Origin of the sequence: Bradyrhizobium sp. SZCCHNS30572 (genome assembly GCF_032484415.1) — a bacterium.
Lineage (GTDB): Bacteria > Pseudomonadota > Alphaproteobacteria > Rhizobiales > Xanthobacteraceae > Bradyrhizobium.
Genome location: NZ_JAUESY010000003.1, coordinates 372850 through 397119 on the forward strand (window position 1 = coordinate 372850; position 24270 = coordinate 397119).

General features: G+C 64.7%; 14 protein-coding genes. 3 read left to right on the forward strand and 11 right to left on the reverse strand.

Annotation, left to right across the window (positions count from 1 at the left end; translation table 11 throughout):
• Genes treZ through treS form a run of 4 tightly spaced genes read right to left on the reverse strand, consistent with a single transcriptional unit; the run spans position 1 to position 9284 of the window.
• A complete protein-coding gene (treZ, locus tag QX048_RS09975) occupies positions 1-1767 on the reverse strand; it encodes a malto-oligosyltrehalose trehalohydrolase (protein ID WP_315828322.1) in 1767 nt (588 codons plus the stop codon).
• Positions 1764-3839 (reverse strand): glycogen debranching protein GlgX, encoded by a 2076-nt coding sequence (gene glgX / locus QX048_RS09980; protein ID WP_315750201.1) that lies wholly within the window; start codon positions 3837-3839, stop codon positions 1764-1766. Before glgX ends, treZ begins: the two co-directional genes overlap by 4 nt.
• Positions 3840-3843: 4 nt before the next feature.
• Complete coding sequence (glgB, locus tag QX048_RS09985) at positions 3844-5982, reverse strand: 1,4-alpha-glucan branching protein GlgB (protein WP_315828321.1); 2139 nt, start codon at positions 5980-5982, stop codon at positions 3844-3846.
• Complete coding sequence (gene treS / locus QX048_RS09990; RefSeq protein ID WP_315828320.1) at positions 5979-9284, reverse strand: maltose alpha-D-glucosyltransferase; 3306 nt, start codon at positions 9282-9284, stop codon at positions 5979-5981. The genes glgB and treS overlap by 4 nt, the downstream gene beginning before the upstream one ends.
• A 355-nt stretch (positions 9285-9639) precedes the next feature.
• Between treS and malQ the strand changes: the two genes are divergently transcribed.
• Positions 9640-11592 carry a 4-alpha-glucanotransferase gene (malQ, locus tag QX048_RS09995; RefSeq protein ID WP_315750204.1) on the forward strand — a complete coding sequence of 651 codons (1953 nt, stop codon included), beginning with the start codon at positions 9640-9642 and terminating at the stop codon, positions 11590-11592.
• A gap of 39 nt (positions 11593-11631) precedes the next feature.
• Positions 11632-13443: a glycoside hydrolase family 15 protein gene (locus tag QX048_RS10000; protein WP_315828319.1), complete on the forward strand. Its 1812-nt coding sequence runs from the start codon at positions 11632-11634 to the stop codon at positions 13441-13443.
• 11 nt (positions 13444-13454) lie between these two features.
• Here QX048_RS10000 and QX048_RS10005 read toward each other — a convergent pair whose 3' ends face one another.
• Genes QX048_RS10005 through QX048_RS10035 form a run of 7 tightly spaced genes read right to left on the reverse strand, consistent with a single transcriptional unit; the run spans position 13455 to position 21518 of the window.
• Entirely contained in the window at positions 13455-14279 is an 825-nt protein-coding gene (locus QX048_RS10005; protein WP_315828318.1) for an HAD family hydrolase, read from the reverse strand.
• Positions 14280-14299: 20 nt separating this feature from the next.
• Positions 14300-14794 carry a gluconokinase gene (locus tag QX048_RS10010; RefSeq protein ID WP_315718004.1) on the reverse strand — a complete coding sequence of 165 codons (495 nt, stop codon included), beginning with the start codon at positions 14792-14794 and terminating at the stop codon, positions 14300-14302.
• A 22-nt stretch (positions 14795-14816) separates the two neighbouring features.
• Positions 14817-15515 carry a 6-phosphogluconolactonase gene (pgl, locus tag QX048_RS10015; protein ID WP_315828317.1) on the reverse strand — a complete coding sequence of 233 codons (699 nt, stop codon included), beginning with the start codon at positions 15513-15515 and terminating at the stop codon, positions 14817-14819.
• A 53-nt stretch (positions 15516-15568) separates the two neighbouring features.
• The gene (gene zwf, locus QX048_RS10020; RefSeq protein ID WP_315828316.1) at positions 15569-17092 is read right to left on the reverse strand and encodes a glucose-6-phosphate dehydrogenase; all 1524 of its coding nucleotides are present in this window, start codon (positions 17090-17092) and stop codon (positions 15569-15571) included.
• Complete coding sequence (gnd, locus tag QX048_RS10025) at positions 17089-18126, reverse strand: phosphogluconate dehydrogenase (NAD(+)-dependent, decarboxylating) (protein ID WP_315828315.1); 1038 nt, start codon at positions 18124-18126, stop codon at positions 17089-17091. Before gnd ends, zwf begins: the two co-directional genes overlap by 4 nt.
• Before the next feature lie 14 nt (positions 18127-18140).
• Positions 18141-20987, reverse strand: coding sequence for a bifunctional transaldolase/phosoglucose isomerase (locus QX048_RS10030; RefSeq protein WP_315828314.1), 2847 nt, complete (start codon positions 20985-20987; stop codon positions 18141-18143).
• Between the two features lie 9 nt (positions 20988-20996).
• The gene (locus QX048_RS10035; protein WP_315828313.1) at positions 20997-21518 is read right to left on the reverse strand and encodes a hypothetical protein; all 522 of its coding nucleotides are present in this window, start codon (positions 21516-21518) and stop codon (positions 20997-20999) included.
• Between the two features lie 602 nt (positions 21519-22120).
• Between QX048_RS10035 and QX048_RS10040 the strand changes: the two genes are divergently transcribed.
• Positions 22121-24064 (forward strand): PrkA family serine protein kinase, encoded by a 1944-nt coding sequence (locus tag QX048_RS10040; RefSeq protein WP_315718010.1) that lies wholly within the window; start codon positions 22121-22123, stop codon positions 24062-24064.
• The last annotated feature ends 206 nt before the right edge of the window (positions 24065-24270 follow it).

Consider the following 24270-nt stretch of genomic DNA (forward strand, 5'->3'; position numbering starts at 1 on the left):
CTATCCCCCGATGCTCCAGAACACCGACCACGGCGGCAGGCGGTCTCCAGGCGTGCCGCCCCAGATCGGGGTGCCCGGGACGCCGGTCGGCGAAGCCGCGAGCTCCTTGTCGGAGACGTTGGCAAGCAGATTTAGCCGGCTGCCATCGCCCATCAGCCAATGCGCGCTCAGGCGACCGTCATCGGTCACGTCCGCCTCGCCGAATTTCGCCCCCGGAAGCCGCGGCGCAACCTCCTTGTGACGCACCGCAAGGAGCGCGCGCACCAGCGCGAGACGCTCGCGCCCCGGCGACTCATTGCGGGAGTCCCAGTCGATGATTGCGGACTTGAAGGTTTCGATGTCGAGCGGATCGGGAACCTCGTCGCCATATTTGGCGTACGCCCACTCGTACTCCCTGCGGCGTCCGTTGCGCACGGCATGCGCGAGGTCGCCCTGGAAGTCGCAGAAGAACGGGAACGGCTGCTTCGAGCCCCATTCCTCGCCCATGTACAGCATCGGGACGGTGGGCGCGAGCAGCGTCACCGCGAGTGCCGCCGCGATCCCTTCCGGCGATGCCAGCGCCTCCAGGCGGTCGCCGAACACGCGGTTGCCGATCTGGTCGTGGTTCTGCAGGAAGTTGACGAATGCGCCGGGGGCCAGATGACCGCTCGGCTCGCCCCGCGGATCGCCGCCCCAGAATGCCGCGGGTTCGCCTTGGTAGACGAAGCCGGAGGCGAGCGCGCGAGCGAGATCGCGGCGCGGCGCCTGCTGGTAGTCGCCGTAATAGCCGCCGCTCTCGCCGGTCAGGATCACGTGCCAGGCGTGATGATAGTCGTCGTTCCACTGTGCGCGGAATTTGCCGCGCGGCGGCTCCTCTGCGGAATCCAGCATGCTGGCGCGGTTGTCGCCGTTTTCGAGCACGAGATGGATGTGCCGCCCGGTTGCTTCGACCAGCTTGCCCACGGCGGCGCTGAGATCGTGCAGCATCGGGATCTCACCCTCGTTGGACAGGATGTGATTCACGGCGTCGAAGCGCAGGCCGTCGAAGCGATAATCCGTCAGCCAATGCAACGCGTTCTGAATCGCGAAGGCGCGCACTTCGGAGCGCCGGTAGTCGATCGCGCTGCCCCACGGCGTATGCGCGTCGGTGAAGAAGGTCGGCGCATAGCGGCCGATGTAGTTTCCCTCCGGGCCGAAGTGATTGTAGACGACGTCGAGAAACACCATGATGCCACGCAGATGCGCCTCGTCGATCAGCGCGCGCAGATCATCGGGACGCCCATAGACGCTGTCCGGAGCGTAGAGCAGCACGCCGTCATAGCCCCAGTTGCGGGAGCCGGCGAAGTCCGCCAGCGGCATCAGTTCGAGCGCGGTGATGCCGGTCTCGACGAGATGATCGAGCTTGTCGATCATTGCGCGGTAGGTGCCTTCCGTCGTGAAGGTGCCGACATGGCTTTCGAGGAACACGGCATCCTGCCATGGACGACCGCGCCAGTTTTCGGAGCGCCAGGTGTAGGCACGGTGGTCGATGATTTCGCTCGGGCCGGAGACATCCTCCGGCTGGAAATCCGAGCCGGGATCTGGAACGTCGAGCTCATCGTCAATACGGAACTTATACCGCGTGCCGGCGCCGGCGCCGGCGACGTCGAGCGAATACCAACCGCCATCCCCGCGTTGCATCTCATGCTTGACGTCGAGGATCAGATCGACGCGCCTGGCGGCAGGCGCCCACAGCCGGAACGTCGTGCCGTCCTGCGTGAGCCGAGGTCCGAATTGACGGCCGTTCATGACTGGCCCGCATACGCCAGCACGGAGCGGGACGGGGCCTTGAGGTCCGCACCGGACGCGAAATCGATCGGCGTCTGCTGGGCTTCGGTGGTGTTCAGGACCTGTTGCCACGTCTTGTACTCGGCAAGCTTGGGCAATTTGAATCCGATCTCTTCGGGGGCCGCGTTCAGAACGATAAAGATCGGAGCCTGTTCCTGTTCCACCGGAGCGAGCACATAGGCGAGAAATCGTCCGTCAGGAAAGGTCCAGTCGGTTTGCGTCATCTCCTCCGCCGAAGGCGTCAGCCACAGCACGCCGAAGCTGCCGTCCGGGCGGCGGCCATCGAGCCAGCGGCGCGCGCGAATCTGGCCGAAGCGGCGGCGCAGCTCGGTCATGTGCGCGATGAAGTCGATGAGATCATCGCCCTCGCGGCCCATGCCGCTCCAGTCCACCCAGCCGACCTCGTTGTCCTGGCAATAGGCGTTGTTGTTGCCATGCTGCGAGTTGCCGACCTCGTCGCCTGCGAGCAGCAGCGGCAGGCCCTGCGCGAGGAACAGACAGGCGAGCTGGTTCTTGCGCGACTGCCGTCGCAGCGCCGTGATCGTCACGTCGTCGGTCGGCCCCTCATGACCGAAATTGTTGCTGTGGTTGTCGTTGGAGCCGTCGCGATTGTCCTCGCCGTTCGCTTCATTGTGCTTGCTGTTGTAGCTGAAGAGATCGGCCAGCGTGAACCCGTCATGGACGGTGACGTGATTGACGCTGGCGCGCTGGGTGCGGCCGTCATGGTTGAAGATGTCGGACGAGCCGGTCATGCGGCTCGACACCTCGCCGATCAGGCTGCCTTCGCCACTCCAGTAGCGACGCATGGCGCTACGATAGCGGTCGTTCCATTCGGACCATTGCGAGGGGAATGCGCCGACCTGATAGCCGCCGAGACCGACGTCCCAGGGCTCAGCGACCAGCTTGACGCTCGCCAGCACCGGGTCCTGGCGGATCGCGGTGAGAAAGCCGCTGCGCCGGTCGAAGCCGTGCTTCTCGCGCGCCAGGGTGGTGGCAAGGTCGAAGCGGAAGCCGTCGACGTGGCAGACCTCGACCCAGTAGCGCAGCGAGTCCATCACCATCTGGAGCACACGCGGATGCGTCAGGTTAACGGACGAGCCGCAGCCGGTGAAGTCGTCGTAGAAGCGCGGATTGTCGGGCTTCAGCCAGTAGTAGGACGCGTTGTCGATGCCGCGATAGCACAGGGTGGGTCCGAGATGGTTGCCCTCGGCGGTATGGTTGTAGACGACGTCGAGCATGACCTCTATGCCGGCATCGTGCAGCCTTGCCACCGTCGTCCGGAAGGCATCGAGCGGATTGTCCTGCGCGTAGCGAAGCTCCGGCGCGAAGAACGAGATCGTGTTGTAGCCCCAGTAGTTGACCAGCTTCTTCTCGACCAGCATGCGGTCGTCGATGAAGGCGTGGATGGGAAGCAGCTCGATCGTCGTGACGCCGAGCCGCTTCAGATGCTTGATCATCGCCGGCGACGACAGCCCGCCATAGGTGCCGCGCAGATTGGGTGGGACGTCGTCGCGCTTGTTGGTCAGGCCCTTGACATGGGCCTCGTAGATGATCGTGTCCTCCCACGGGATCTGCGGCCGCATTTCGCGCCGACCCCAGTTGAAGGTCTCGTCGATGACGACAGCCTTTGGCATGCCGCGGGCGTTGTCGCGCCGGTCGAACGAGAGATCCTCGCGCGGCGAGCCGGCGCGGTAGGCGAAATGGGCGTCGCTCCAGACCAGCCGGCCGGCGAGCCGCTTGGCATAGGGGTCGAGCAGCAGCTTGTTGGCATTGAAGCGGTGGCCCTGCTCCGGCTCGTAAGGACCGTAGACACGGTAGCCATAGAGCTGCCCCGGCGAGACATCGTTGAGATAGCCGTGCCAGACATCCTCCGTCCGCTCCGGCAGTTCGATGCGCTCGATCTCGCGCCGGCCCTGGCTGTCGAACAGGCAGAGCTCGACCTTCTCGGCATTGGCGGAGAACAGGGCAAAATTGGTCCCCCGCCCGTCCCAGGTTGCTCCGAGACGGGCGTGGCTTCCAGCGGCCAGGCGCATTGCGTCAGGCTTCCGGGAGGAGAAATACCGCTGCCATGGGCGGGAGGATGAGGTTGAGCTGGTGTTCTTCAGAGGCATGGACCTGGCCGACGTTGCCGACATTGCTGCCGCCATAATGCAGGGAGTCGGAATTGAAAGCTTCCCTCCATCTGCCGCCGAACGGCACGCGGACCCGGTAATTGTAATACACGTTGGGTGAAAAGTTCACGACGACGACGCAGCGCGCGTGCTCATCGAAGCCCTTGCGCACCCAGGCGAAGACGTTTCGGTCGGAGTCGTCGGTCGTCAACCACTCGAAGCCGTCCGGCTCGCAGTCCCGCTCATGCAGCGCCGGCACGTTGCGGTAGAGGTGGTTGAGGTCGCGGATCAGGGCCTGGATGCCGGCATATTTGGCGTCGCCGAGCAGATGCCAGTCGAGCGAGGTATCGTGATTCCACTCGCGCTCCTGGGCGAGCTCGCAGCCCATGAACAGGAGCTTCTTGCCGGGATGCCCGAACATGAAGCTGTAATAGGCGCGCAGGTTGGCAAAGCGCTGCCAGTCGTCGCCCGGCATTCGGCCAAGGATGGAGCGCTTGCCGTGCACGACCTCGTCATGCGACAGCGGCAGGATGAAGTTTTCCGAAAAGGCGTAGTGCAGGCCGAACAGGATCTCGCCGTGGTGATATTTGCGGTGGATCGGGTCCTTGCTGATGTAGCGCAAGGTGTCGTGCATCCAGCCCATGTTCCACTTGTAGCCGAAACCGAGCCCGCCCATGTCGACCGGGCGAGACACCTGCGGCCACGCCGTGGATTCCTCGGCAGCCGTGGTCGCCTGCGGGAAATGGCCGAACACGTCGATATTGGTCCGGCGTAGAAACTCGATGGCCTCGAGGTTCTCGCGCCCGCCATATTTGTTCGGAATCCAGCCGCCGGACGGACGGCTGTAGTCGAGATAGAGCATCGAGGCGACGGCATCGACGCGCAGACCGTCGATGCCGTAGCGCTCCAGCCAGAACAGCGCGTTCGAGCGCAGGAAATTGGCGACTTCGGTGCGGCCGTAATTGTAGATCAGCGTGCCCCAGTCGAGATGCCGGCCCTGCATCGGGTTGGCGTGCTCGTACAGCGCGGTGCCGTCGAAATGGCCTAGGCCGTGCGGGTCATCCGGGAAATGGCCTGGCACCCAGTCGAGCCACACCGCGAGGCCCTCGCGGTGGCACGCATCAACCAGCGCACAGAAGTCCTCAGGACTGCCGAAGCGGCTGGTCGGCGCGAACAGGCCGGTCGGCTGATAGCCCCAGGAGCCGTCGAACGGGTGCTCGCTGACCGGCAGGAATTCGATGTGCGTGAAGCCCATGTCGCGTGCATAGGCCGGCAGTTGCTCGGCGAGTTCGCGATATGTCAGCCACTGGTTATTGTCCTTGCGCCGCCACGAGCCGAGATGCACCTCATAGATCGAGACCGGCCTGTTCAGCTTGTTGATGTCATGCGGCGCCGGCCGAGGTCGCGGCAGGCTGGACTCGTCGACCACGATCGATGCGGTCTTGGGACGCATCTCGGCCGCGAAGGCCATCGGATCCGATTTCAGCGGCAGGTGCTCGCCCTGCGGGCCGATGATGTCGAACTTGTAGTGGTCGCCGGCCCTGGCGCGGGGAATGAACAGCTCCCAGTAGCCGTTGCCGCGGACCCGCATCGGGTGGCGCCGCGCATTCCAGAAGTTGAAATCGCCGACCACGCTGACGCGACGCGCGTTCGGCGCGAGCACGACGAAGCCGACGCCGTCGACGCCGTCGAGCACCATTGGATGCGCGCCGAGCTTGTCGTAGAGCCGCTCATGATTGCCTTCGCCGAGCAGATGCAGGTCGAAGTCGCTCAGGATCGGCAGGAAACGATAAGGATCTTCGAGGTCGGTGACGTGGTCGCCGAATGTCGCCCGAAGCCGATAGCGCTGCAGCGACGGCATGGTCCCGGTGAACAGGCCGGCATCATGGATGCGCGTCAGCGCGGCGACGTCGCCGTGCTCGCCGACCACCTCGACGCGGGAGGCCTCGGGCAGGAACGCGCGCACGACCGTCCGCCCGTCGACATTGTGCTGACCGAGATAGCGAAACGGGTCGGGATGCCGACCTTCGATGATCGCAAACGCCTCGGGAGAAAGATGGGTCATGAGGACTCGCTGGCTGATGCTGGCTCGGACAGGACGCGAAGCAGGTTGCTCAATGCGATGCGCAACCAGTCCGGCCGGTGAGCCAGATCATATTCGAGCGCTCCGAGGGCTTTTTCCAGCATGAAAAAGTTAAGGAGCGCCTCCGCCGTATGCGGATCGTCCGGCCAGAGGCGCTGACTGGCCTTGATCTCGCGATAGCCAGCCAAGAAGGCGGTCGCTGCCTGGTCGCGCCATTCCGACAGCGCGGCGGCGATACGGCCGTGATCGTCCTGGCTCGCCCTCAGGGCGCGCTCCTGGGCGACGCGGACCGAGCAATCGATCGAGCGCAGGAAGCCTGCGATGTCGCGCGCCGGCGGCGCCTTGCGCCGACGCTCCGCAAGCGGCTGCTCCTCGTCACCGTCGAAGTCGATGATGAAAATATCGTCCTTGACGATGAGGATCTGGCCGAGATGGAAATCGCCATGCAGCCGGATGTCGCAGCCGCCGATATGGTGCGGGATCAGGCTGCTGAGGCGCTCCGACAGCTCGCCGCGCCTGGCGAGCACCTGGTCGACCAGCCCTCGTTCCGGATCCTTGAGGTGATCGCGGCGCTCGCTCAGGCCCGTGAGGATCCGGTCAGCCTGGCCGCGCAGCCGGTCGACCCAGTGATCGAGATGATCTGCGTTCGTGGGCTCGGGTGCGAAATCGACGATGTCGCTGCGCGAGGCGAGCGCCGCATGCAACTCGCCGACGCGACGGCCTGCCTGCGCCATGTAGCGCAGATAGGGCGACAGCTCCTCGCTCTGCCGCTCGTCGCCGCTCGCGGCGAACACGCGCTGGTCGTCGACGTAGCGATCGAGATAGGCGGCGCTGACGGTCCAGCCGTCGCCCTGGTTCTCGACGAAGCCGTGGACGCAGCCGACGGTCTGCCGCTCGCCCTCCTGGATCACCTCGACACTGCCGAGCAGCGGCGGGACATTGCCGAAGCCTACGGTTTCCGTGAGGAAACCGCCGATCTCGATCTCCGGGTGCGGACCAGCCTCCAGCTCGCGGCGGAGCTTGATGAAGAACTCGTTGTTGACCACCGCCTTGCTGCTGCAGCGGTCGGTCTCGACCACGCGCACCTGCTCCGATTCGCGGATCTGCTTGTCGGGAAACCGCGACGTCGGCCGGAATTCGAGGCGCACCCCGTTTTCCTCGACCGTCAACGCTTGCTTCAGATTGTGCAGGAGCAGCGCAAGAAAGATCGGGCTCGTCGCTGCATCGAGCAGCGTTCCCTCGCGGGCGCCCTGGCGCACGGCGGCGAAGGCCTGCGGATTGTAGCGATCGCGATCGAAACGCACCCACTCGATCTGCATCGGCAGCAGATAGCGCCGCTTCTCGTCGCGCTCGGCGGCCTTGAAGAAGATCAGCCAGGGCCGATTGTCGCCGATGTCGCAGAACGGGATCGCCGAGGTCAGCGTCGGATGGATCGCGTCCGCCGAGCGCTCGGGGTACCATCGCGCGCGCGCCAGATGACCGGGCAGAACGTCGCGTTCGAACACGCTGCGAGTGCGAGCCAGCGATACCCAGGTCGAGCCGAGCGGCACGACCAGCGTCTCGAACTCCGGTACCGCGCGCTGGATGATGGGCTCCGACTTCTCGCGCTCCTTGAGCTGGAACCAGTAGAATCCGTAGGGCGCGAGCGTGATCATGTAAGGCAGCTCGCCGATGGCGGGAAAGCGCGAGCGGCCGAGCATTTCGATCGGGACGCGATCCTTGAACGGCGAGAGATCGAGCTCGGTCGCCTGCGCCGAGCGCGACAGGTTGGCGACGCAGAGGATGACCTCGTCCTTGTATTGGCGGACATAGGCCAGAACCGACCGGTTGGCCGGGCGGATGAAGGTCATGGTGCCCCTGCCGAAGGCCAGCGTCGACTTGCGCACCGAGATCAGCTTCTTGGTGGCGTTCAAAAGCGACGACAGGCTGCGCGACTGCGCCTCGACATTGACCGCCTCGTAGCCGTACACCGGGTCCATGATCATCGGCGCGTAGAGCCGCGCCGGGTCGGCGCGCGAGAAGCCCCCATTGCGGTCGGGCGTCCATTGCATCGGCGTTCGTACGCCGTTGCGGTCGCCGAGATAGATGTTGTCACCCATCCCGATCTCGTCGCCGTAATAGATGATCGGCGTGCCGGGGAACGACATCAGCAGCGAGTTCATCAGCTCGATCTTGCGCCGGTCGTTGTCCATCAGCGGCGCGAGGCGGCGGCGGATGCCGACATTGATGCGTGCGCGCGGATCGTTGGCGTAGGTCGACCACAGATAGTCGCGCTCGACGTCGGTCACCATCTCCAACGTCAGCTCGTCATGGTTGCGCAGGAACAGCGCCCATTGGCAGGTCGCGGGGATGTCGGGCGTCTGGCGAAGGATGTCGGTGATCGGGAAGCGGTCCTCCTGGGCGATCGCCATGTAGATGCGCGGCATCAGCGGGAAGTGATAGGCCATATGGCATTCGTCGCCCTGGCCGAAATATTCCTGAACGTCCTCCGGCCACTGATTGGCTTCCGCCAGCAGCAGCTTGTCCTTGGCGTAATTGTCGAGCTCGACACGCAGGCGCTTGATGATCGCATGCGTCTCCGGGAGGTTTTCGTTGTTGGTGCCGTCGCGCTCGCAGAGGTAGGGGATGGCGTCAAGCCGGAAGCCGTCGACGCCGGCATCGAGCCAGCGTTTCATCACCTGGATGATCGCGTTGACCACGCGCGGATTGTCGAAATTGAGGTCCGGCTGGTGCGAGAAGAAGCGGTGCCAGTAGAACTGGCCGGCCTCCGGATCCCAGGTCCAGTTGGACTTCTCGGTATCGGTGAAGATGATTCGGGTGCCGAGATATTTCTGGTCGGTGTCGCTCCAGACGTACCAGTTGCGGGCGCTGGAGCCGGGCGGGCTGCGCCGGGCGCGCTTGAACCAGTGATGCTGGTCGGAGGTGTGGTTGACGACGAGTTCGGTGATCACCCGCAGGCCGCGCCGCTTGGCTTCCTGGATGAAGCGCTTGAACTCCTTCATCGTCCCGAAATCGGGATTGATGCTGCCGTAGTCGGCGATGTCGTAGCCGTCGTCGCGGCCGGGCGAGGGGTAGAACGGCAACAGCCACAGCGTGGTGACGCCGAGGTCCTGCAGATAGTCCAGCTTGTCGGTCAGGCCGGCGAAGTCGCCGACGCCGTCATTGTTGCTGTCGGCGAACGCCTTGACGTGCAGCTGATAGATGATCGCGTCCTTGTACCAGAGACCGTCGCCGTCGGGCTCGGTCTGCAGGCTGGGCGAATCCAGGGATGACATCAGGTTCATGAGGCCCTCACCTAGGAGAGAGGATGATGATGCGGCTGCGATCGGAGGCGTCTCGAAAGATGTCTCGGCCTCGACAGATGCGGCTCTCCTCAAAAGAGGGCAGAATAGGGGAGAAAGCGTCTTTGAGGGCGACGCTCTCGAACGTGTGCGCAAATTTGTTCACGGTGATGCCATTGACAATAAAACGGCGTCCCGGTTCGCTAGAAACCGAGACGACCCCAATTACAAAGCCGCAAGGCTCGTTTTGTTCCCCGGGGAACGACGGCCTTGCCGCGGCGTTAGGGGCTTATCCTCTTGCCGTCCCACAACAATTTTACGACGTACGACTTGCCGTTACGTCCAGATCGCGTGCCGAATGGATCTCTACAGCGAAGCCCATAGTCTCGGAATCCTGACAGAATTCTACGATGGTCAGGGGCACCGTCGTGTGACCGACGAAGCGGCCCTCAAGATCATCGTGGAGGCCTTTCCCCGGCCCACGCCGCATCGGCTGCTGAGCGATGCGGTGGTGATTCGCTCTGGGCAGCCCGCGCGCAGCCGCCTGACCGAGGCGGCGAAGCTGCCGGTCAGGTGGACCATCAGGCGTGGCGACGCTGAGATCGCGAAGGGAGACGCCGGCGAGGCCCTGGTCGAGTGGCCGGGTGATCTGCCGGTCGGCAGCTACCGCCTCGAGCTGGTGGATGCGTCGTCGTACCGCGAGGAGCTGCCGCTGCTCGTCGCACCGGCGAAGGCCTTCGCCGGTGATTTCGACCGCGTCTGGCTGCTGGCGGTCCAGCTCTACGGCATTCGATCCGGCCGCAACTGGGGCATGGGCGATTTCACCGACCTTGCCAATCTCATCACGCTTTGCGCCGAAATCGGCGCCGATGGCGTCGGCCTCAATCCGTTGCACGCGCTGTTCGACGATCGGCCGGGCGATTTCAGCCCTTATGCGCCGAACAGCCGGCTGTTCCTGAATGCGCTCTATGTCGATGTCGAGCAGGCCCCGGGCTTCGCGAAGGGGCCCGGCAGCCAGGTGCTGGAGCCGCTGCGGCAGGCCGAGCTGGTGGACTACAAGGGTGTGTCGGCGTTGAAATGGCCGGCCCTGCGCGCGGCCTTCGACGCTTTCATGGCTGCGCCGGCCGCCGCGGCCGCTGCGGAGTTCAACGCCTATCGGGCCGAGCGTGGCGAGCTGCTGGCCCGCTTCACCTGCTTCGAGGTGTTGCGGCATCGCTTCCAGAAGCCCTGGTGGGACTGGCCCGAGGAGTGGCGGCAGCCCGATGCTGCGCGCTGCGCGGCGCTGCTCAGCGGCCCCGACCGGAGGGAGGCCGAGTTCATCGCCTATGTGCAATGGCTCGCCGAGCGACAATTGCGCCACTGCCGGGATCTCGCGCATCGGCTGGGAATGAAGGTCGGCTTGTATCTCGACGTCGCGGTCGGCGTTCAATCCGACGGCTTCGATGCCTGGAACGAGCAGGGCGCCATTTCGCGCACGCTCTCGGTCGGGGCGCCGCCCGATCCCTTGAACACGGTCGGGCAGAACTGGGGACTCGCCGGGTTCAACGCGCCCGGACTGGCGCTGAAGAATTTCGAGCCGTTCCGGGAGATGGTTCGGGCGTCGATGCGGCATGCCGGGGCGATCCGGCTCGACCATGTGCTCGGTTTGAAGCGGCTGTACCTGGTGCCGCATGGATTTCCGGCCAAGCAGGGCGCGTACGTGCAGATGCCGTTCGAGGCGCTGCTGGCCGCGACCGTCATCGAGAGCGTCGCCAATGAATGCATCGTCATCGGCGAGGATCTCGGCACCGTGCCGGAGGGCTTTCGCGAACAGATGGCCGATTGGGGATTGTGGTCCTACAAGGTGATGATCTTCGAACGCGACGACAACGGCCGCTTCCGCGATGTCGACTTCTATCCGCCGAACGCGCTGGTGACGCTGAATACCCACGACCTCTCGACCTACGCCGGCTGGCGCTCGTTCGGCGATCTCAAGACCAAACGCGGGCTGGGCATCGATCCCGGTGAAAGCGACCAGGATCGCTGGGATGCGTTGGGGCTCTGGGACGAGGTGCTCCGCCAACACGGCATTCAAGCCAACGATGTCCACTCAGCGATCGCCTTCCTGTCGCGGACGCGGTCCCGGCTGCTGGTGATTTCCCTGGAGGATCTGCTGGAGGTGGTCGATCAGCCCAATATTCCCGGCACGATCGACGAGCATCCGAACTGGCGCCGCAAGATGCCGATCAAGCTCGAGGACATCGCCGGTGCGACCAGCGTCGCAGCGTTGAAGGCGGCGACCGCCGAACGGATCAGCCCGGCCGGCGTTTAGTACGGGGGGATTGGGGGGGCAGTTGCACGCGGATGCCAAATGTCCTGCAGGATCGAAGACTACGCCCTGATTGGCGATTGTGAGACGGCTGCCCTGGTGAGCCGGAACGGGTCGATCGACTGGCTGTGCTGGCCGGCGTTCGATTCCGACGCCTGTTTCGCCGGCCTGCTGGGTGATAGCAGCCACGGCCGCTGGCTGATCGAGCCGCGCGGCGACGTCCGATCGACGTCTCGACGTTATCGCGGCGACAGTCTCATCCTCGAGACGCGATACGAAACTGCGACCGGCACCGTCGAGATGATCGATTTCATGCCGCCACGGGGCAGGGCCTCCGATGTCGTTCGGCTGGTCCGCGGCGTCTCCGGCCGGGTCGCCATGCGGATGGAGCTGATCATCCGCTTCGGGTTCGGCATCGAGATTCCCTGGGTCAAGCGTTCCGAGGATCGCTCCGCGCTGCTCGCCATCTGCGGCCAGGACATGGCGGTGCTGCATACGCCCGTCGCGACCCGCGGCGCGGACATGACCACAGTGGCGGAGTTCGAGGTCGCTGCCGGCGAAACCGTGCCTTTCGTGCTCACCTACGGTCCGTCGCATCTGCCGGCGCCCAAGGCGATCGATCCGGATCAGGCGCTGGATGACACCGAAACATTCTGGGCCGACTGGTCGCGGCGCTGCACCTATCAGGGCGAGCATCGCGCACTCGTGATGCGCTCGCTGATCACCTTGAAGGCGCTCACCTACGCGCCGACCGGCGGCATCGTCGCGGCGCCGACCACCTCACTGCCGGAGAAGCTCGGCGGCCGGCGCAATTGGGACTACCGATTCTGCTGGCTGCGTGACGCGACGTTCACGCTGCTCGCGTTGATGAACTCGGGTTACACCGAGGAAGCGCTGGCCTGGCACAACTGGCTGCTGCGCGCCGCGGCGGGCGCTCCCGCCTACATGCAGATCATGTATGGCATCATGGGCCAGCGGCGGCTGATGGAGTGGGAGGCCGAGTGGCTGCCGGGCTACGAGGGTGCCCAGCCGGTGCGGATCGGCAATGCCGCGCATGCGCAGCTCCAGCTCGACGTCTACGGCGAGCTGATGGATGCCTTCCATCAGGCCCGCATGACCAAGCTCAAGCTGGACGACGGCACCTGGGACCTGGAATGCGCGGTGCTCGACCATCTCACCGACGTCTGGGACCAGCCCGACCACGGCATCTGGGAACGCCGCGGCGATGGCCGTCACTACGTGTTCTCCAAGGTGATGACCTGGGTGGCGTTCGATCGCGCGATCAAGAGCGCGGAGAAATTCGGGTTCAAGGCGCCGCTGGAGCGCTGGCGGCGGCTGCGCGAGACGATTCATCGCGATGTCTGCGCCAAGGGCTACGACGAAAGCCTCGGCAGCTTCGTCGAGTCCTATGGCTCGCGGCTGCTCGATGCCAGCCTGCTGCTGTTGCCGGCGGTCGGCTTCCTGCCGTGCTCCGATTCGCGCATTCGCGGCACGGTCGACGCGATCGAGGAGCATCTGCTGCGGGACGGCTTCGTGCTCCGGCACGATCCGCGCGAGGTCCCTCCGGACGAGCAGCAGCCGATCGAAGGCGCGTTCCTGGCCTGCACGCTGTGGCTGGCCGACGCCCATGTCCTGGCGGGCGATACGGAGAAGGCCGAGACGCTGTTCCGCCGCGTGGTGAACATCGCCAACGACGTTGGACTGCTGGCCGAAGAATACGACACCGAGGCACGGCGGCAGACCGGCAACTTTCCCCAAGCGCTGACCCATATCGCGCTGATCAACACGGCGCAAAATCTGAGCAGCGCCAAGAAGGCCAGCGACAAACCCGCAAGGCAGCGGTCGGGAGCCTGAGCTGCCGCGCGTCAGCTTGCGGATGAGCCTTGCGCGTTTTCCGCCAGGATCATCTCCATGGCATTGGCAAAGCCTTCGTCCTGATTGGACGTGGTGATGCGCTTGGCTTTGCTCTTCACCTCGTCACTGGCATTGCCCATGGCGATCGACAATCCGCTCACCTCGAACATCGCGACATCGTTGTGCATGTCGCCGATGGTCGCGACCTGGTCGAGCGGAACGCCGAGCCGCTTGGCCATCGCCGTGACGAAGGTGCCCTTGTTGCGCCCGGGCGGAGTGATGTCGAGATAGTAGCTCTGCGAGCGGACCGCCGTCGCCTCGGTCCCCAGCGTCTGCTGCATCTGGCTCTCGCAGTGCGCCAGCAGCTCGAAATCGCTGCTGGCGCCGACGATCTTGCAGGCGTTCGACAGATAGTGGGAGAAATCGTCGACGATCGTCGGCTCCGCGCGTATCGCGCGCCGCTCGTTCGGGACGTATTCGCCGTCCGGATTGCGCGTCAGCCAGGCATCATTGGTGAAGACCCAGATGTCGACCCTGGATTGTTGGAGAAGATCGACGCAGCGCGCGGCGGCGGCGGGCGGGATCAGGCTCTGCTCGAGCGGGCGCATATCGGCGTCGATGATCGAGCTGCCGTTGAACGGGCCGACCGGAAGGCTGATCTGCAGCGGCTCGATCAGAAAGCGCATTCCGATCGCTGGGCGGCTCGAGGTGAGCGTGAAGGCGACGCCACATTCGTGCAGCCGTCGCGCCACCTTCGCGGCCCGCTCGGTCAGAACCTTGTCCTTGGTCAGCAGCGTGCCGTCGACGTCGGATACGACGAGAGCGATGCGGGTCATGAGCCCTTCCTGTTCGCGGGTCAGGCGCAGCCCCGACCGGCGTGAAGCTGTTGCATGATGTCGTCCACGATCGCCGCGACTGGCGCGTCGACCGAGACTGTAATGGGACGCTCGGCGGCGTCAGGTGGTTCCAGGGTGGCGAATTGGCTGGCGAGCAGGCCCGGCGGCATGAAGTGCCCCTTGCGATGGCTCATCCGTCCGCCGATCAGCTCCTGACTGCCTTGGAGATAGACCATGCGGACATCGTTACAGCCGCCGACCAGGATATCGCGATAGGCCTTCTTGAGTGCAGAGCAGGCGATGATGATGTGCTGGCCCGCAGTACGGCAACGCGCGATCTCCTGGGCAATCGCCTGCAGCCAGGGCCAGCGATCCTCGTCCGTGAGCGGGTGGCCGGCGCTCATCTTGGCGACGTTTGCGGGCGGGTGAAAGCTGTCGCCATCCTCGAAGCGCCAGCCGAGGCGTTGCCCCAATGTTTTCCCGATCGTGCTCTTGCCGGAGCCGGACACGCCCATGATGACGAGCGCATGGGGCAGGTCAGATGTCGCCACTTCGCCCCTCCGGCCAGGCCTCGCTGTCGATGAGCAGGACCGTCTCCCGATTTGAGCGGGCGCGATTGGCCGGCAGGTCCTCACCGGCCAGCACCCGCGTCATGATCGCGCGCTTGTCGGTACCGGCGATCTCAAACAGCATGGTTCGGCAGGAGGCGAGCGCAGGCAAGGTCAGGCTGATCCGCGGCACGAAGGGAGCGACGTGAGCCTTGTCGACGCCGACGACCCAGCGATCGGCGACATCAACGGCGGGAAAACCGGGGAATAGCGACGCGACATGGCCGTCGGGGCCGATGCCGAGCAGCACAAGGTCGAACAGCGGCCGCGCGGGGGCGAGCCGCCCGGCGCCGTAGAACGCTTCCAGCGTGCGCTGATAGTCGCGGGCACTGGCCTCCGGGTCCGACCTATCGGTCGCGATCGGGTGGATGTTGGCGGCCGGCGCGCAGGCATCGAGGAACGCGTGGCGGGCCATGGTCATGTTGTGCAGGGGATCTCCGGCCGGAACATAGCGCTCGTCGCCGATGAACCAGTGCACGCGCGGCCATGCAATCCGCTCGCGATAGGCGTCCGTCGCCAGCAGCTGATAAAGCTGCCTCGGGCTCGATCCCCCGGTGAGGCAGACGGCTATGGTCCCCGGATTTGCGTCGATGCGGGCCAGGAGATGTTCGGCCGCGACCCTCGCCATCGTCGCCTGGTCCGCGACTCGCACGAGTTTGCGGTTCTGCGGCCCGACCACGGCTAAACCAGCTTGCGCCAGCTGCGGCCGTCGCGGGCCAGGAGATCGGCCGCCGCCTCAGGTCCCTCGCTGCCGGCCGCGTAGGAATGCAGGCCATCGCGGCCGGCCTTCTTCCACGCCCCGATGAACGGCTCGACGGCCTTCCAGCCGGCCTCGACGCTGTCGGCGCGCTGGAACAGGATGTTGTCGCCGATCATGCAGTCATAGATCAGCGTCTCGTAGCCGGTGGCGGGCTCGGCCTGGAAATAGTCCTTGTAATTGAACTTCATCTGCACGCCATCGGTGCGGATGGTGGGGCCGGGCACCTTGGTGTTGAACTGCAGCGTGATGCTCTGGGTCGGCTCGATGCCGATGACCAGATAGTTCTCGGCCAAGGTCTCGATCGGCGTGCAACTGAACATCGCGAACGGCGCCTGGCGGAACTTGATCGCGACCTCGGTGCGCTTGGCGCCGAGCGCCTTGCCGGTGCGCAGATAGAACGGAACGCCGGCCCAGCGCCAATTGTCGATCGTGAGCTTGAAGGCGGCATAGGTCTCGGTGGTGCTGTTGGGGCGGACGTCCTTGCTCCTCAGATAGTCGGGCAGCTCGGCGTCGCCGATCATGCCAGCCGTGTACTGGCCGCGCACCGAATTGAGCAGCGCCTCCCGTTCGCTCAACGGCTGGATCGCCGACAGCACCTCCGCCTTCTCGGAGCGGACGGTATGCGCATCGAACCGTGCCGGCGGCTCCATCGCCACCAGCGACAGCAATTGGAAGAGATGGTTGGGGACCATGTCGCGCAGCGCTCCGGTCGCGTCGTAGAAGCTGCCGCGCGTGCCGACGCCGAGCTTCTCCTCGACGGTGATCTGCACGTGGTCGATGTGATGCCTGTTCCAGATCGGCTCGAACATGCCATTGGCGAAACGCAGCACCAGGATGTTCTGCACCGTCTCCTTGCCGAGGTAATGATCGATCCGGTAGATCTGGTGCTCGGTCACGAGCTGCAGAAGCTCGTCGTTCAGCTTCTTGGCCGAGGCGAGGTCGGTGCCGAACGGCTTTTCCACCACGAGGCGGCGCCAAGCCTTGCCGTCCTCGCGCAGCAACCCGACGCGCCCGAGCTGTTGCGCGATCGGCGCAAAGGCGCTCGGCGGCGTCGCGAGATAGAACAGCCGATTGCCGTGGGTCTCCCGCGCGGCTTCCAGCTTTTCCAGCTTCGCCTTCAACTGATCGAAGCTTTCCGGCTCCTTCGGATCGGCCTCGATCGCAGTCACGCATTGCAACAGGCGCTGCGCGATCTCATCCTCGATCGGGCGTGTGGCGTATTTGCGTAGGCCTTCCATGAGATTGTCGCGCAGTTGCTCGCTCGACGTGCCCTTGCGGGCAATGCCGACGATGCAGAACCTGTCCGGCAGCAGATGATTGGCCGCGAGATTGTAAAGCGATGGCAAGACGAGCCGATGGGTCAGATCGCCGGTCACACCGAAGATCACGAAGGCGCAAGCGTCAGGCTTCTGATGTTGCGGCTGGTGCGGATGCAGCGGGGTCACGCGCGGTCGTCCCTGGGCTTGACGATCTCGGGCGCGCTCTGGCGCGCCGGGTCTGGGTGCTGTTCAGGCTCCTTGTGCCCGCCAAAGCCTTCGCGCATCGCCGAGAGAATCTTTTCCGCGAAGGTGTGCTCCTGGCGCGAGCGGAAACGGGCGAACAAGGCGGCGGTCAACACCTCGGCCGGCACCGCTTCGTCGATCGCCGCATTCACGGTCCAGCGGCCCTCGCCGGAATCCTCGACATAGCCGGAATATTTCTCCAGACCGGGCTGCCGCGCGAGCGCGCTGGCGGTGAGGTCGAGCAGCCAGGACGGAATGACGCTGCCGCGGCGCCACACCTCGGCGATGTCAGCGAGATCGAAGTCGAAGCGATGCGCCTCGGGCAGCGCCGCGCTGTTCGCATTCCTGAGGATGTCGAAGCCCTCGGCATAGGCCTGCATCAGGCCATATTCGATGCCGTTGTGGATCATCTTGACGAAATGGCCGGCGCCAGTCGGCCCCGCATGGATGTAGCCCTGTTCGACGCGCGGGTCGCGGCCGTCACGGCCCGGTGTGCGCGGGATGTCGCCCATGCCTGGCGCTAGCGTCGCGAAGATCGGATCGAGCCGGTCGACGACCGGCTTGTCGCCGCCGATCATCATGCAGTAGCCGCGGTCGAGGCCCCAGACTCCGCCGGAGGTGCCGACGTCGACGTAGTGCAGACCGCGCTCCTTGAGCGCCTTGCCGCGGCGGACGTCGTCCTGCCAGAAACTGTTGCCGCCGTCGATGACGACGTCGTCTCGGCTCATCAGCTTGGTGAGCTGCTCGACGGTGGCTTCCGTGATCTTGCCGGCCGGCAGCATGATCCAGGCGTGCCGCGGGAGGGCGAGTTTGCCGACGAACTCCTCGAGGCTCGCGGCGCCGGTGGCGCCCTCGGAAACCAGCGCGGCGACGGCCTTTGCGTCGCGATCATAGACCACGCAGGCGTGTCCGGCGCGCATCAGGCGGCGCACGATGTTGCCGCCCATCCGCCCGAGACCGATCATTCCCAATTGCATCGACGATGCCCTTCCTAGCTCAGCGCTTCACTGATCGCGCTGTCGAGCATCTTCAGGCCCGATTTCAGATTGCCCTTGAGATGGACCCGAAGAGCCCTACGCCCGCGCTCGGTGAGTACGTCGAAGTCGCCGCGCGCCTGCGCCGCCTTGATCACGCCGAAGCTCGCCTTCTGCCCGGGGATCGGCAGATCCTGGGCATCGTCGGCCGTGATCTGGAGAAACACGCCGCTGTCCGGACCGCCCTTGTAGGCCTGGCCGGTCGAGTGCAGGAAGCGCGGACCGAACTCGGCGCAGGTGGCGAGGTGCTTGGCATCGCGCAGCCTCAGCCGGATCCGCTGCAGCGTGTCGATATTGCCTGCGTTGCGGTCGATATAGCCGAGCAGGGCGATGTAGTCGCCGTCGCCGGCGCGGCCGAGATGCGCCTTCAGCCAGGACGCGAGCGTGCCGTCGGCGCCATGCTCGCGCAGGCTCTCGACGTTCTGTGCATCCGTGTAGAGCTCGCAGCCCTTGATCGAGACCACCGGCTCCTCGGCCGGCAGCGCGCCGCTCTGCTCGAACGCCGCCGTCAGTTCGCGGGTCTTGATCTTGGCCGATTCGACGTCGGGCTGGTCGAACGGGTTGATGCCGAGCACGGCGCCGGCAACGGCGGTCGCCATTTCGAAGCGGAAGAATTCCTGGCCGAGCTGGTCGATCGACTTCATGACGATGCGCACGACCGGATGGCCGGCCTCCTCGAGCGCGGCGAGCTTTGCATCATGGCCGGCCACGTCGTCGCCGCCGATCCTGATGTCGATGAAGAAGCGATCATGACCGTAGACCTCGGGCGAGGCGACTGGCTCGCCATCGATCGGGATGAGGCCCTTGCCTTCCTTGCCCGTGGACTCCGCGATCAACTGCTCGGCCCAGGCACCGAAATCGGCGATCTTGGGCGAGGCGAAGATCGTTATCTTGTCGCGGCCTTCGAGGCCGGCGAGACCCATCGCCAAGCCGAGCTGAACGCCCGGGTTCTGCAGCGGCGGCACGTCGGGCCCGCAGGAGCGCACCATTGACAGCGCCTGCGTGATCAGCCTGCGCACGTCGATGCCGGCGGTGGCGGCCGGCACCAGGCCGAACGGCGACAGCACCGAATAGCGACCGCCGATGGTCGGCTCGCCGTGGAAGATGCGGGCGAAGCCTTGCGCCTTGGCCGCCTTCTCCAGCGACGAGCCGGGATCGGTCACGGCAATGAAGCGATGGCCGGCCTTCTTCGGCCCGATCGCCTCGGAGACGCGCGCGAAGAAGTAGTCCTTCATCGCGTTCGGCTCGGTGGTGCCGCCCGACTTCGAGGAGACGATGAACACCGTACGGGTGATGTCGATCGCCTTCTCCATCGCGCGCACCTGCGCGGGGTCGGTGGAATCGAGTACGTGCAGCCTGGGGAAGCCGGCCCTGCGCGGGAATGTCTCGGCGAGCACTTCCGGCCCGAGGCTGGAGCCGCCCATGCCGAGGACCACGGCGTCGGAAAACTTCTGTCCCTTCACCCGCTGCGCATAGTCCTCATAATCGCCGATATCGGCTTTCTCCGCGCTGGTCAGCCAGCCCAGCCATTTGTGCTCGTCATGGCCGGTCCAGACGGTCGCATCCTTATACCAGAGCCGGCGGATCCTGGCGTCCTTGCGCCAGTCCTCGGTAGCGGAGGCGACCTTCTTCTCGAGATCAGCAGCAACGGCGATCGTCTGCTGCCCAAGTCCTGTCCCCAGCACGACGGCGCGCTTGTGCGCAACCGCGCCGTAGAGCTTGTCGGCGGCGTCCGCGAACTGCCTGACGCCGTCGACCACGAGATCTGCGGTGATGTCGTCGAGCGAGATGCCGGTCTTCGCCAGATCCTCCAGGGCGGCCTGGGCGGCATCGACGTCTTCCTCCAGACTGTCGCGCACCTCTCCGTGATCGCGGAAGGCGTCCAGCGTGGCCGGCGGCACGGTGTTGACGGTGTTCGGCCCGATCAGCTCCTCGACATAGAGGACATCGCTGTAATCCTTGTTCTTGGTACCTGTGGAGGCCCAGAGCAGCCGCTGCGGCTTGGCGCCTTGCTCGGCCAGCCGCTCCCAGCGCGCGCCTGCGAACAGCCGCTTGTAATCCTGATACGCCATCTTGGCGTTGGCGATGGCGATCCTGCCCTTGAGCGCCGCCAGCCGCTCCTTCTCCGAGGGATCGTTGGCCTGGGCGATCTTCTCGTCCAGTTGCTTGTCGACCACGCTGTCGATGCGGCTGACGAAGAACGACGCCACGCTGGCGACATGCGACGGATCGCCGCCGGCGCCGACGTAGGCCTCGAGGCCGGCAATGTAGGCTTCGGCGACCTGCCGGTAGACGTCTTGCGAAAACAGCAAGGTGATGTTGACGCTGATGCCCTTGGAGATCAGGTGCTGGATGGCCGGCAGGCAGGCGTCGGTCGCCGGCACCTTGATCATCAGATTCTTGCGGTCGACCGCCTTCCAGAGCTGTTCGGCCTCGGTGATGGTCGCTTTGCTGTCCATCGCCAGATAGGGCGAGACTTCGAGGCTGACGAAGCCGTCATTGCCATCGAAGCGGTCGTAGACCGGCCGCAGCACGTCGGCAGCATTCTGGATGTCCTCGACGGCGACGGCCTCGAACAGCTGCGTCGGCGATCGATCGCCGTTCTTCAGCGCCGTGGCGATCGGCGCGTCATATTCATCGGAGCTGCCGATCGCCTTCTCGAAAATCGCGGGATTCGAGGTGACGCCCTTGACGCCATCCTCATCGATCAGCCGCTTCAGGTCGCCTTTGGCGACGAAGCCGCGTGCGAGGAAATCGAGCCAGACCGCCTGGCCGTGTTCTTCGAGAGCTTTGACCGGATTCATGATGCCTATCTATGTGCGTCGGCTTGCTTTTTCGGGTTCCCGCCTGGCGGCCTGCCAGGTCGTGGACGTCACATGAACAACTATGCGCCAGCCCACAGGAGAACGCCATTCATAATGGATTGATCCCTCTGGAATCCCAAGAGCTTCGCGCCGGGCTCGACGTGCCGGCGGCGCGCGCCCCGCGGGAGACGTGCAGGCAGCCTGAAGCCTGCTGCCGACCGTTCGACCAAGGCGTGGCGAAGGTTCGCTGAGCGCGGCCAGCGTTCGGCTCGCGTCGGCCTCCGCGACTCCCGCGCGCCGGAGGTCTCCCATCGTCGCGAGCAAATGCCGTCGATCAAACCTTCTCCGCCTTGCAATGCCGGAAAGCGGCCACATGTGTTCTGGGTAATGGTGCCTCACGTCACGGATCAAGGCGAGCGTCTTGCGATTGTCGCGTCGGCTGCGGCTCGTGATCGGCGGATAACCCATGATGCTTTCTGCTTGCAGACATTCGGTGGCGAGCCGCAAGCTGATCATGGCAATGATCAGCATCGAGTGATCCGTCCGGGTTCGGCCGCGCGTTACGTCACGACATTCGGTTCTAGCGGTGAACATGTGTGCGGATGGCTGTGAGATGCGCGCGTTCATCGCTCGCCTGATCACGATGGCGTCGCGTGAGCGATGGCTGACGTGCTCGCAGCGGGGCCATTGGTTCGACCACAGTGGCCGGCGCGCATCATGTCGCGCCACGAATGAGACATTCGCTGCCTGGCGCAGCTGCGCGACCGTTGGCGTTCACTCGCGGTTCACTTCCGGAAGACAGACTGATCCCGGAGCTGTCACGCCACCAGTTCACGTGGCTTCACAACACCTTGTGCGGCGCAGGAAGACTACGGTGCCGGGGTATTGCGGATGTTGCGAAGCAGAGACAATGGGGTACAAATGGGGAGAGTCGGCCGGCTTTTGCCGAACTATTGAGCGAAGTGCATGTTGATAGGGCATATGCTGCATGCACTTTGCGTTGCGGAAAAGGACGAAGACGGTGCCCAATGGGGGCTAGCGCGCTTCACTCTGAGTCGGTTCGGGATCAGCAGGAACGTACTTGGATCTCGGCCCGTTGCAGCAGTGCAGCGGAACCTACGTGGAGAGGGATCATGTACAACGATTCGTTGTTCAACGCGTTCGCAAGGTCGTTCGAGGCACGCAGCCAGACCGACATGTCGATGCAGGAATATCTAGAATCGTGTCGAACCGACCCGATGCGATACGCGAACGCCGCTGAACGACTACTAGCTGCGATCGGTGAGCCTCAGATGATCGATACGGCCAAGGACCCACGCCTTGGCCGTATTTTTTTGAACCGGACGGTTCGGCTGTATCCCGCGTTCGCCGGCTTCTACGGCATGGAAGACACGATCGAGCGCATCGTCGGCTTCTTCCGGCACGCCGCGCAGGGTCTCGAAGAGCGCAAGCAGATCCTCTATCTGCTCGGACCGGTCGGCGGCGGCAAGTCGTCGCTCGCCGAACGGCTGAAGCAGTTGATGGAAACTCATCCGATCTACGTGCTCAAGGCGGGAGATGAGTTGAGCCCCGTGTTCGAGTCGCCGCTCGGCCTGTTCGATCCCGACACGCTGGGCCCGATGCTCGAGGAGAAATACGGCATTCCGCGCCGCCGCCTGTCGGGCCTGATGAGCCCGTGGTGCTACAAGCGGCTCGAAGCCTTCGGCGGCGACATCTCGCAGTTCCGCGTCGCCAAGATCCAGCCGTCGCGGCTGCGCCAGATCGGCATCGCCAAGACCGAGCCGGGCGACGAGAACAACCAGGACATCTCCTCGCTGGTCGGCAAGGTCGACATCCGCAAGCTCGAGACCTACGCGCAAAACGATCCCGACGCCTACAGCTATTCGGGCGGCCTCAACCGCGCCAACCAGGGCATCCTCGAATTCGTCGAGATGTTCAAGGCGCCGATCAAGATGCTGCATCCGCTGCTGACGGCGACGCAAGAGGGCAACTATATCGGCACCGAGAACATCGGCGCGATTCCCTACAACGGCGTGATCCTCGCCCACTCCAACGAGGCGGAGTGGCAGAGCTTCAAGACCAACAAGAACAACGAGGCCTTCATCGACCGCATCTGCGTCATCAAGGTGCCGTACTGCCTGCGCGTCACCGAGGAGCGCAAGATCTATGAGAAGCTGATCCAGGGCTCCGAGCTCTCCGCCGCGCCGTGCGCGCCCGCGACCTTGGACACGCTCGCCAGATTCTCGGTGATGTCGCGCCTGCGCAAGCACGAGAATTCGACGTTGTACGCCAAGATGCGGGTCTATGACGGCGAGAGCCTCAAGGAGTCCGATCCGAAGGCGCGCAGCGTGCAGGAATATCGCGACGCCGCCGGCGTCGACGAGGGCATGGACGGCATCTCCACCCGCTTTGCCTTCAAGGTGCTGGCTGCGACCTACAATCACGACACGGCGGAAGTGTCGGCCGATGCCGTGCATCTGATGTACGTGCTGGAACAGTCGATCAAGCGCGAGCAACTGCCCGAGGAGATCGAGAAGCGCTACCTCGAATTCATCAAGGCGGATCTGGCGCCGCGTTACGCCGAGTTCATCGGTCACGAGATCCAGAAGGCCTATCTGGAATCCTACTCCGATTACGGCCAGAACCTGTTCGACCGCTACGTCGACTATGCCGACGCCTGGATCGAGGATCAGGACTTCAAGGATCCCGATACGGGACAGCTGCTCAATCGCGAGCTGCTGAACCAGGAGCTGACCAAAATCGAGAAGCCGGCCGGGATCGCCAACCCGAAGGATTTCCGCAACGAGGTTGTCAAGTTCTCGCTGCGCTTCCGGGCCCAGAATGGTGGCAAAAATCCGTCCTGGACCTCCTACGAAAAGATCCGCGAAGTCATCGAAAAGAGGATATTCTCGCAGGTCGAGGATCTGCTTCCGGTCATCTCGTTCGGTACCAAGAAGGACGGCGAGACCGAGAAGAAGCACGACGACTTCGTCGCGCGCATGGTCGAACGCGGCTACACCGAGCGGCAGGTCCGCCGGCTGGTCGAGTGGTACATGCGCGTGAAGCAGGCCGGTTGATCGTGGTCCGGCGCCGATGTTCACTGCAGGTGCGGCAGGCCATCGGTCTGACGTCGGCGCCAGGGCTACGAAACGAGCGAAACGTTCGACGCTGAGCTTCGCTGGGAGGCGTCGGACAGGCAGAGGGTGCCGTTTGCAGTGTCGGTCCGATACTGCACCGCGGCATCGCGGCGGGGGAGAGCAGGAGTCGAAGCCGCTGCAGCAGG

Bases quoted from the DNA above. Each gene is read 5' to 3' on its own strand.
- QX048_RS10040 (WP_315718010.1), top strand. From the start codon at position 22,121: ATGTACAACGATTCGTTGTTCAACGCGTTCGCAAGGTCGTTCGAGGCA.
- treZ (WP_315828322.1), bottom strand. From the start codon at position 1,767: ATGAACGGCCGTCAATTCGGACCTCGGCTCACGCAGGACGGCACGACG.
- QX048_RS10035 (WP_315828313.1), bottom strand. From the start codon at position 21,518: ATGCTGATCATTGCCATGATCAGCTTGCGGCTCGCCACCGAATGTCTG.
- treS (WP_315828320.1), bottom strand. From the start codon at position 9,284: ATGAACCTGATGTCATCCCTGGATTCGCCCAGCCTGCAGACCGAGCCC.
- glgB (WP_315828321.1), bottom strand. From the start codon at position 5,982: ATGACCCATCTTTCTCCCGAGGCGTTTGCGATCATCGAAGGTCGGCAT.
- gnd (WP_315828315.1), bottom strand. From the start codon at position 18,126: ATGCAATTGGGAATGATCGGTCTCGGGCGGATGGGCGGCAACATCGTG.
- QX048_RS10000 (WP_315828319.1), top strand. From the start codon at position 11,632: ATGTCCTGCAGGATCGAAGACTACGCCCTGATTGGCGATTGTGAGACG.
- glgX (WP_315750201.1), bottom strand. From the start codon at position 3,839: ATGCGCCTGGCCGCTGGAAGCCACGCCCGTCTCGGAGCAACCTGGGAC.
- pgl (WP_315828317.1), bottom strand. From the start codon at position 15,515: ATGGCGAGGGTCGCGGCCGAACATCTCCTGGCCCGCATCGACGCAAAT.
- QX048_RS10030 (WP_315828314.1), bottom strand. From the start codon at position 20,987: ATGAATCCGGTCAAAGCTCTCGAAGAACACGGCCAGGCGGTCTGGCTC.
- QX048_RS10010 (WP_315718004.1), bottom strand. From the start codon at position 14,794: ATGGGCGTGTCCGGCTCCGGCAAGAGCACGATCGGGAAAACATTGGGG.
- QX048_RS10005 (WP_315828318.1), bottom strand. From the start codon at position 14,279: ATGACCCGCATCGCTCTCGTCGTATCCGACGTCGACGGCACGCTGCTG.
- malQ (WP_315750204.1), top strand. From the start codon at position 9,640: ATGGATCTCTACAGCGAAGCCCATAGTCTCGGAATCCTGACAGAATTC.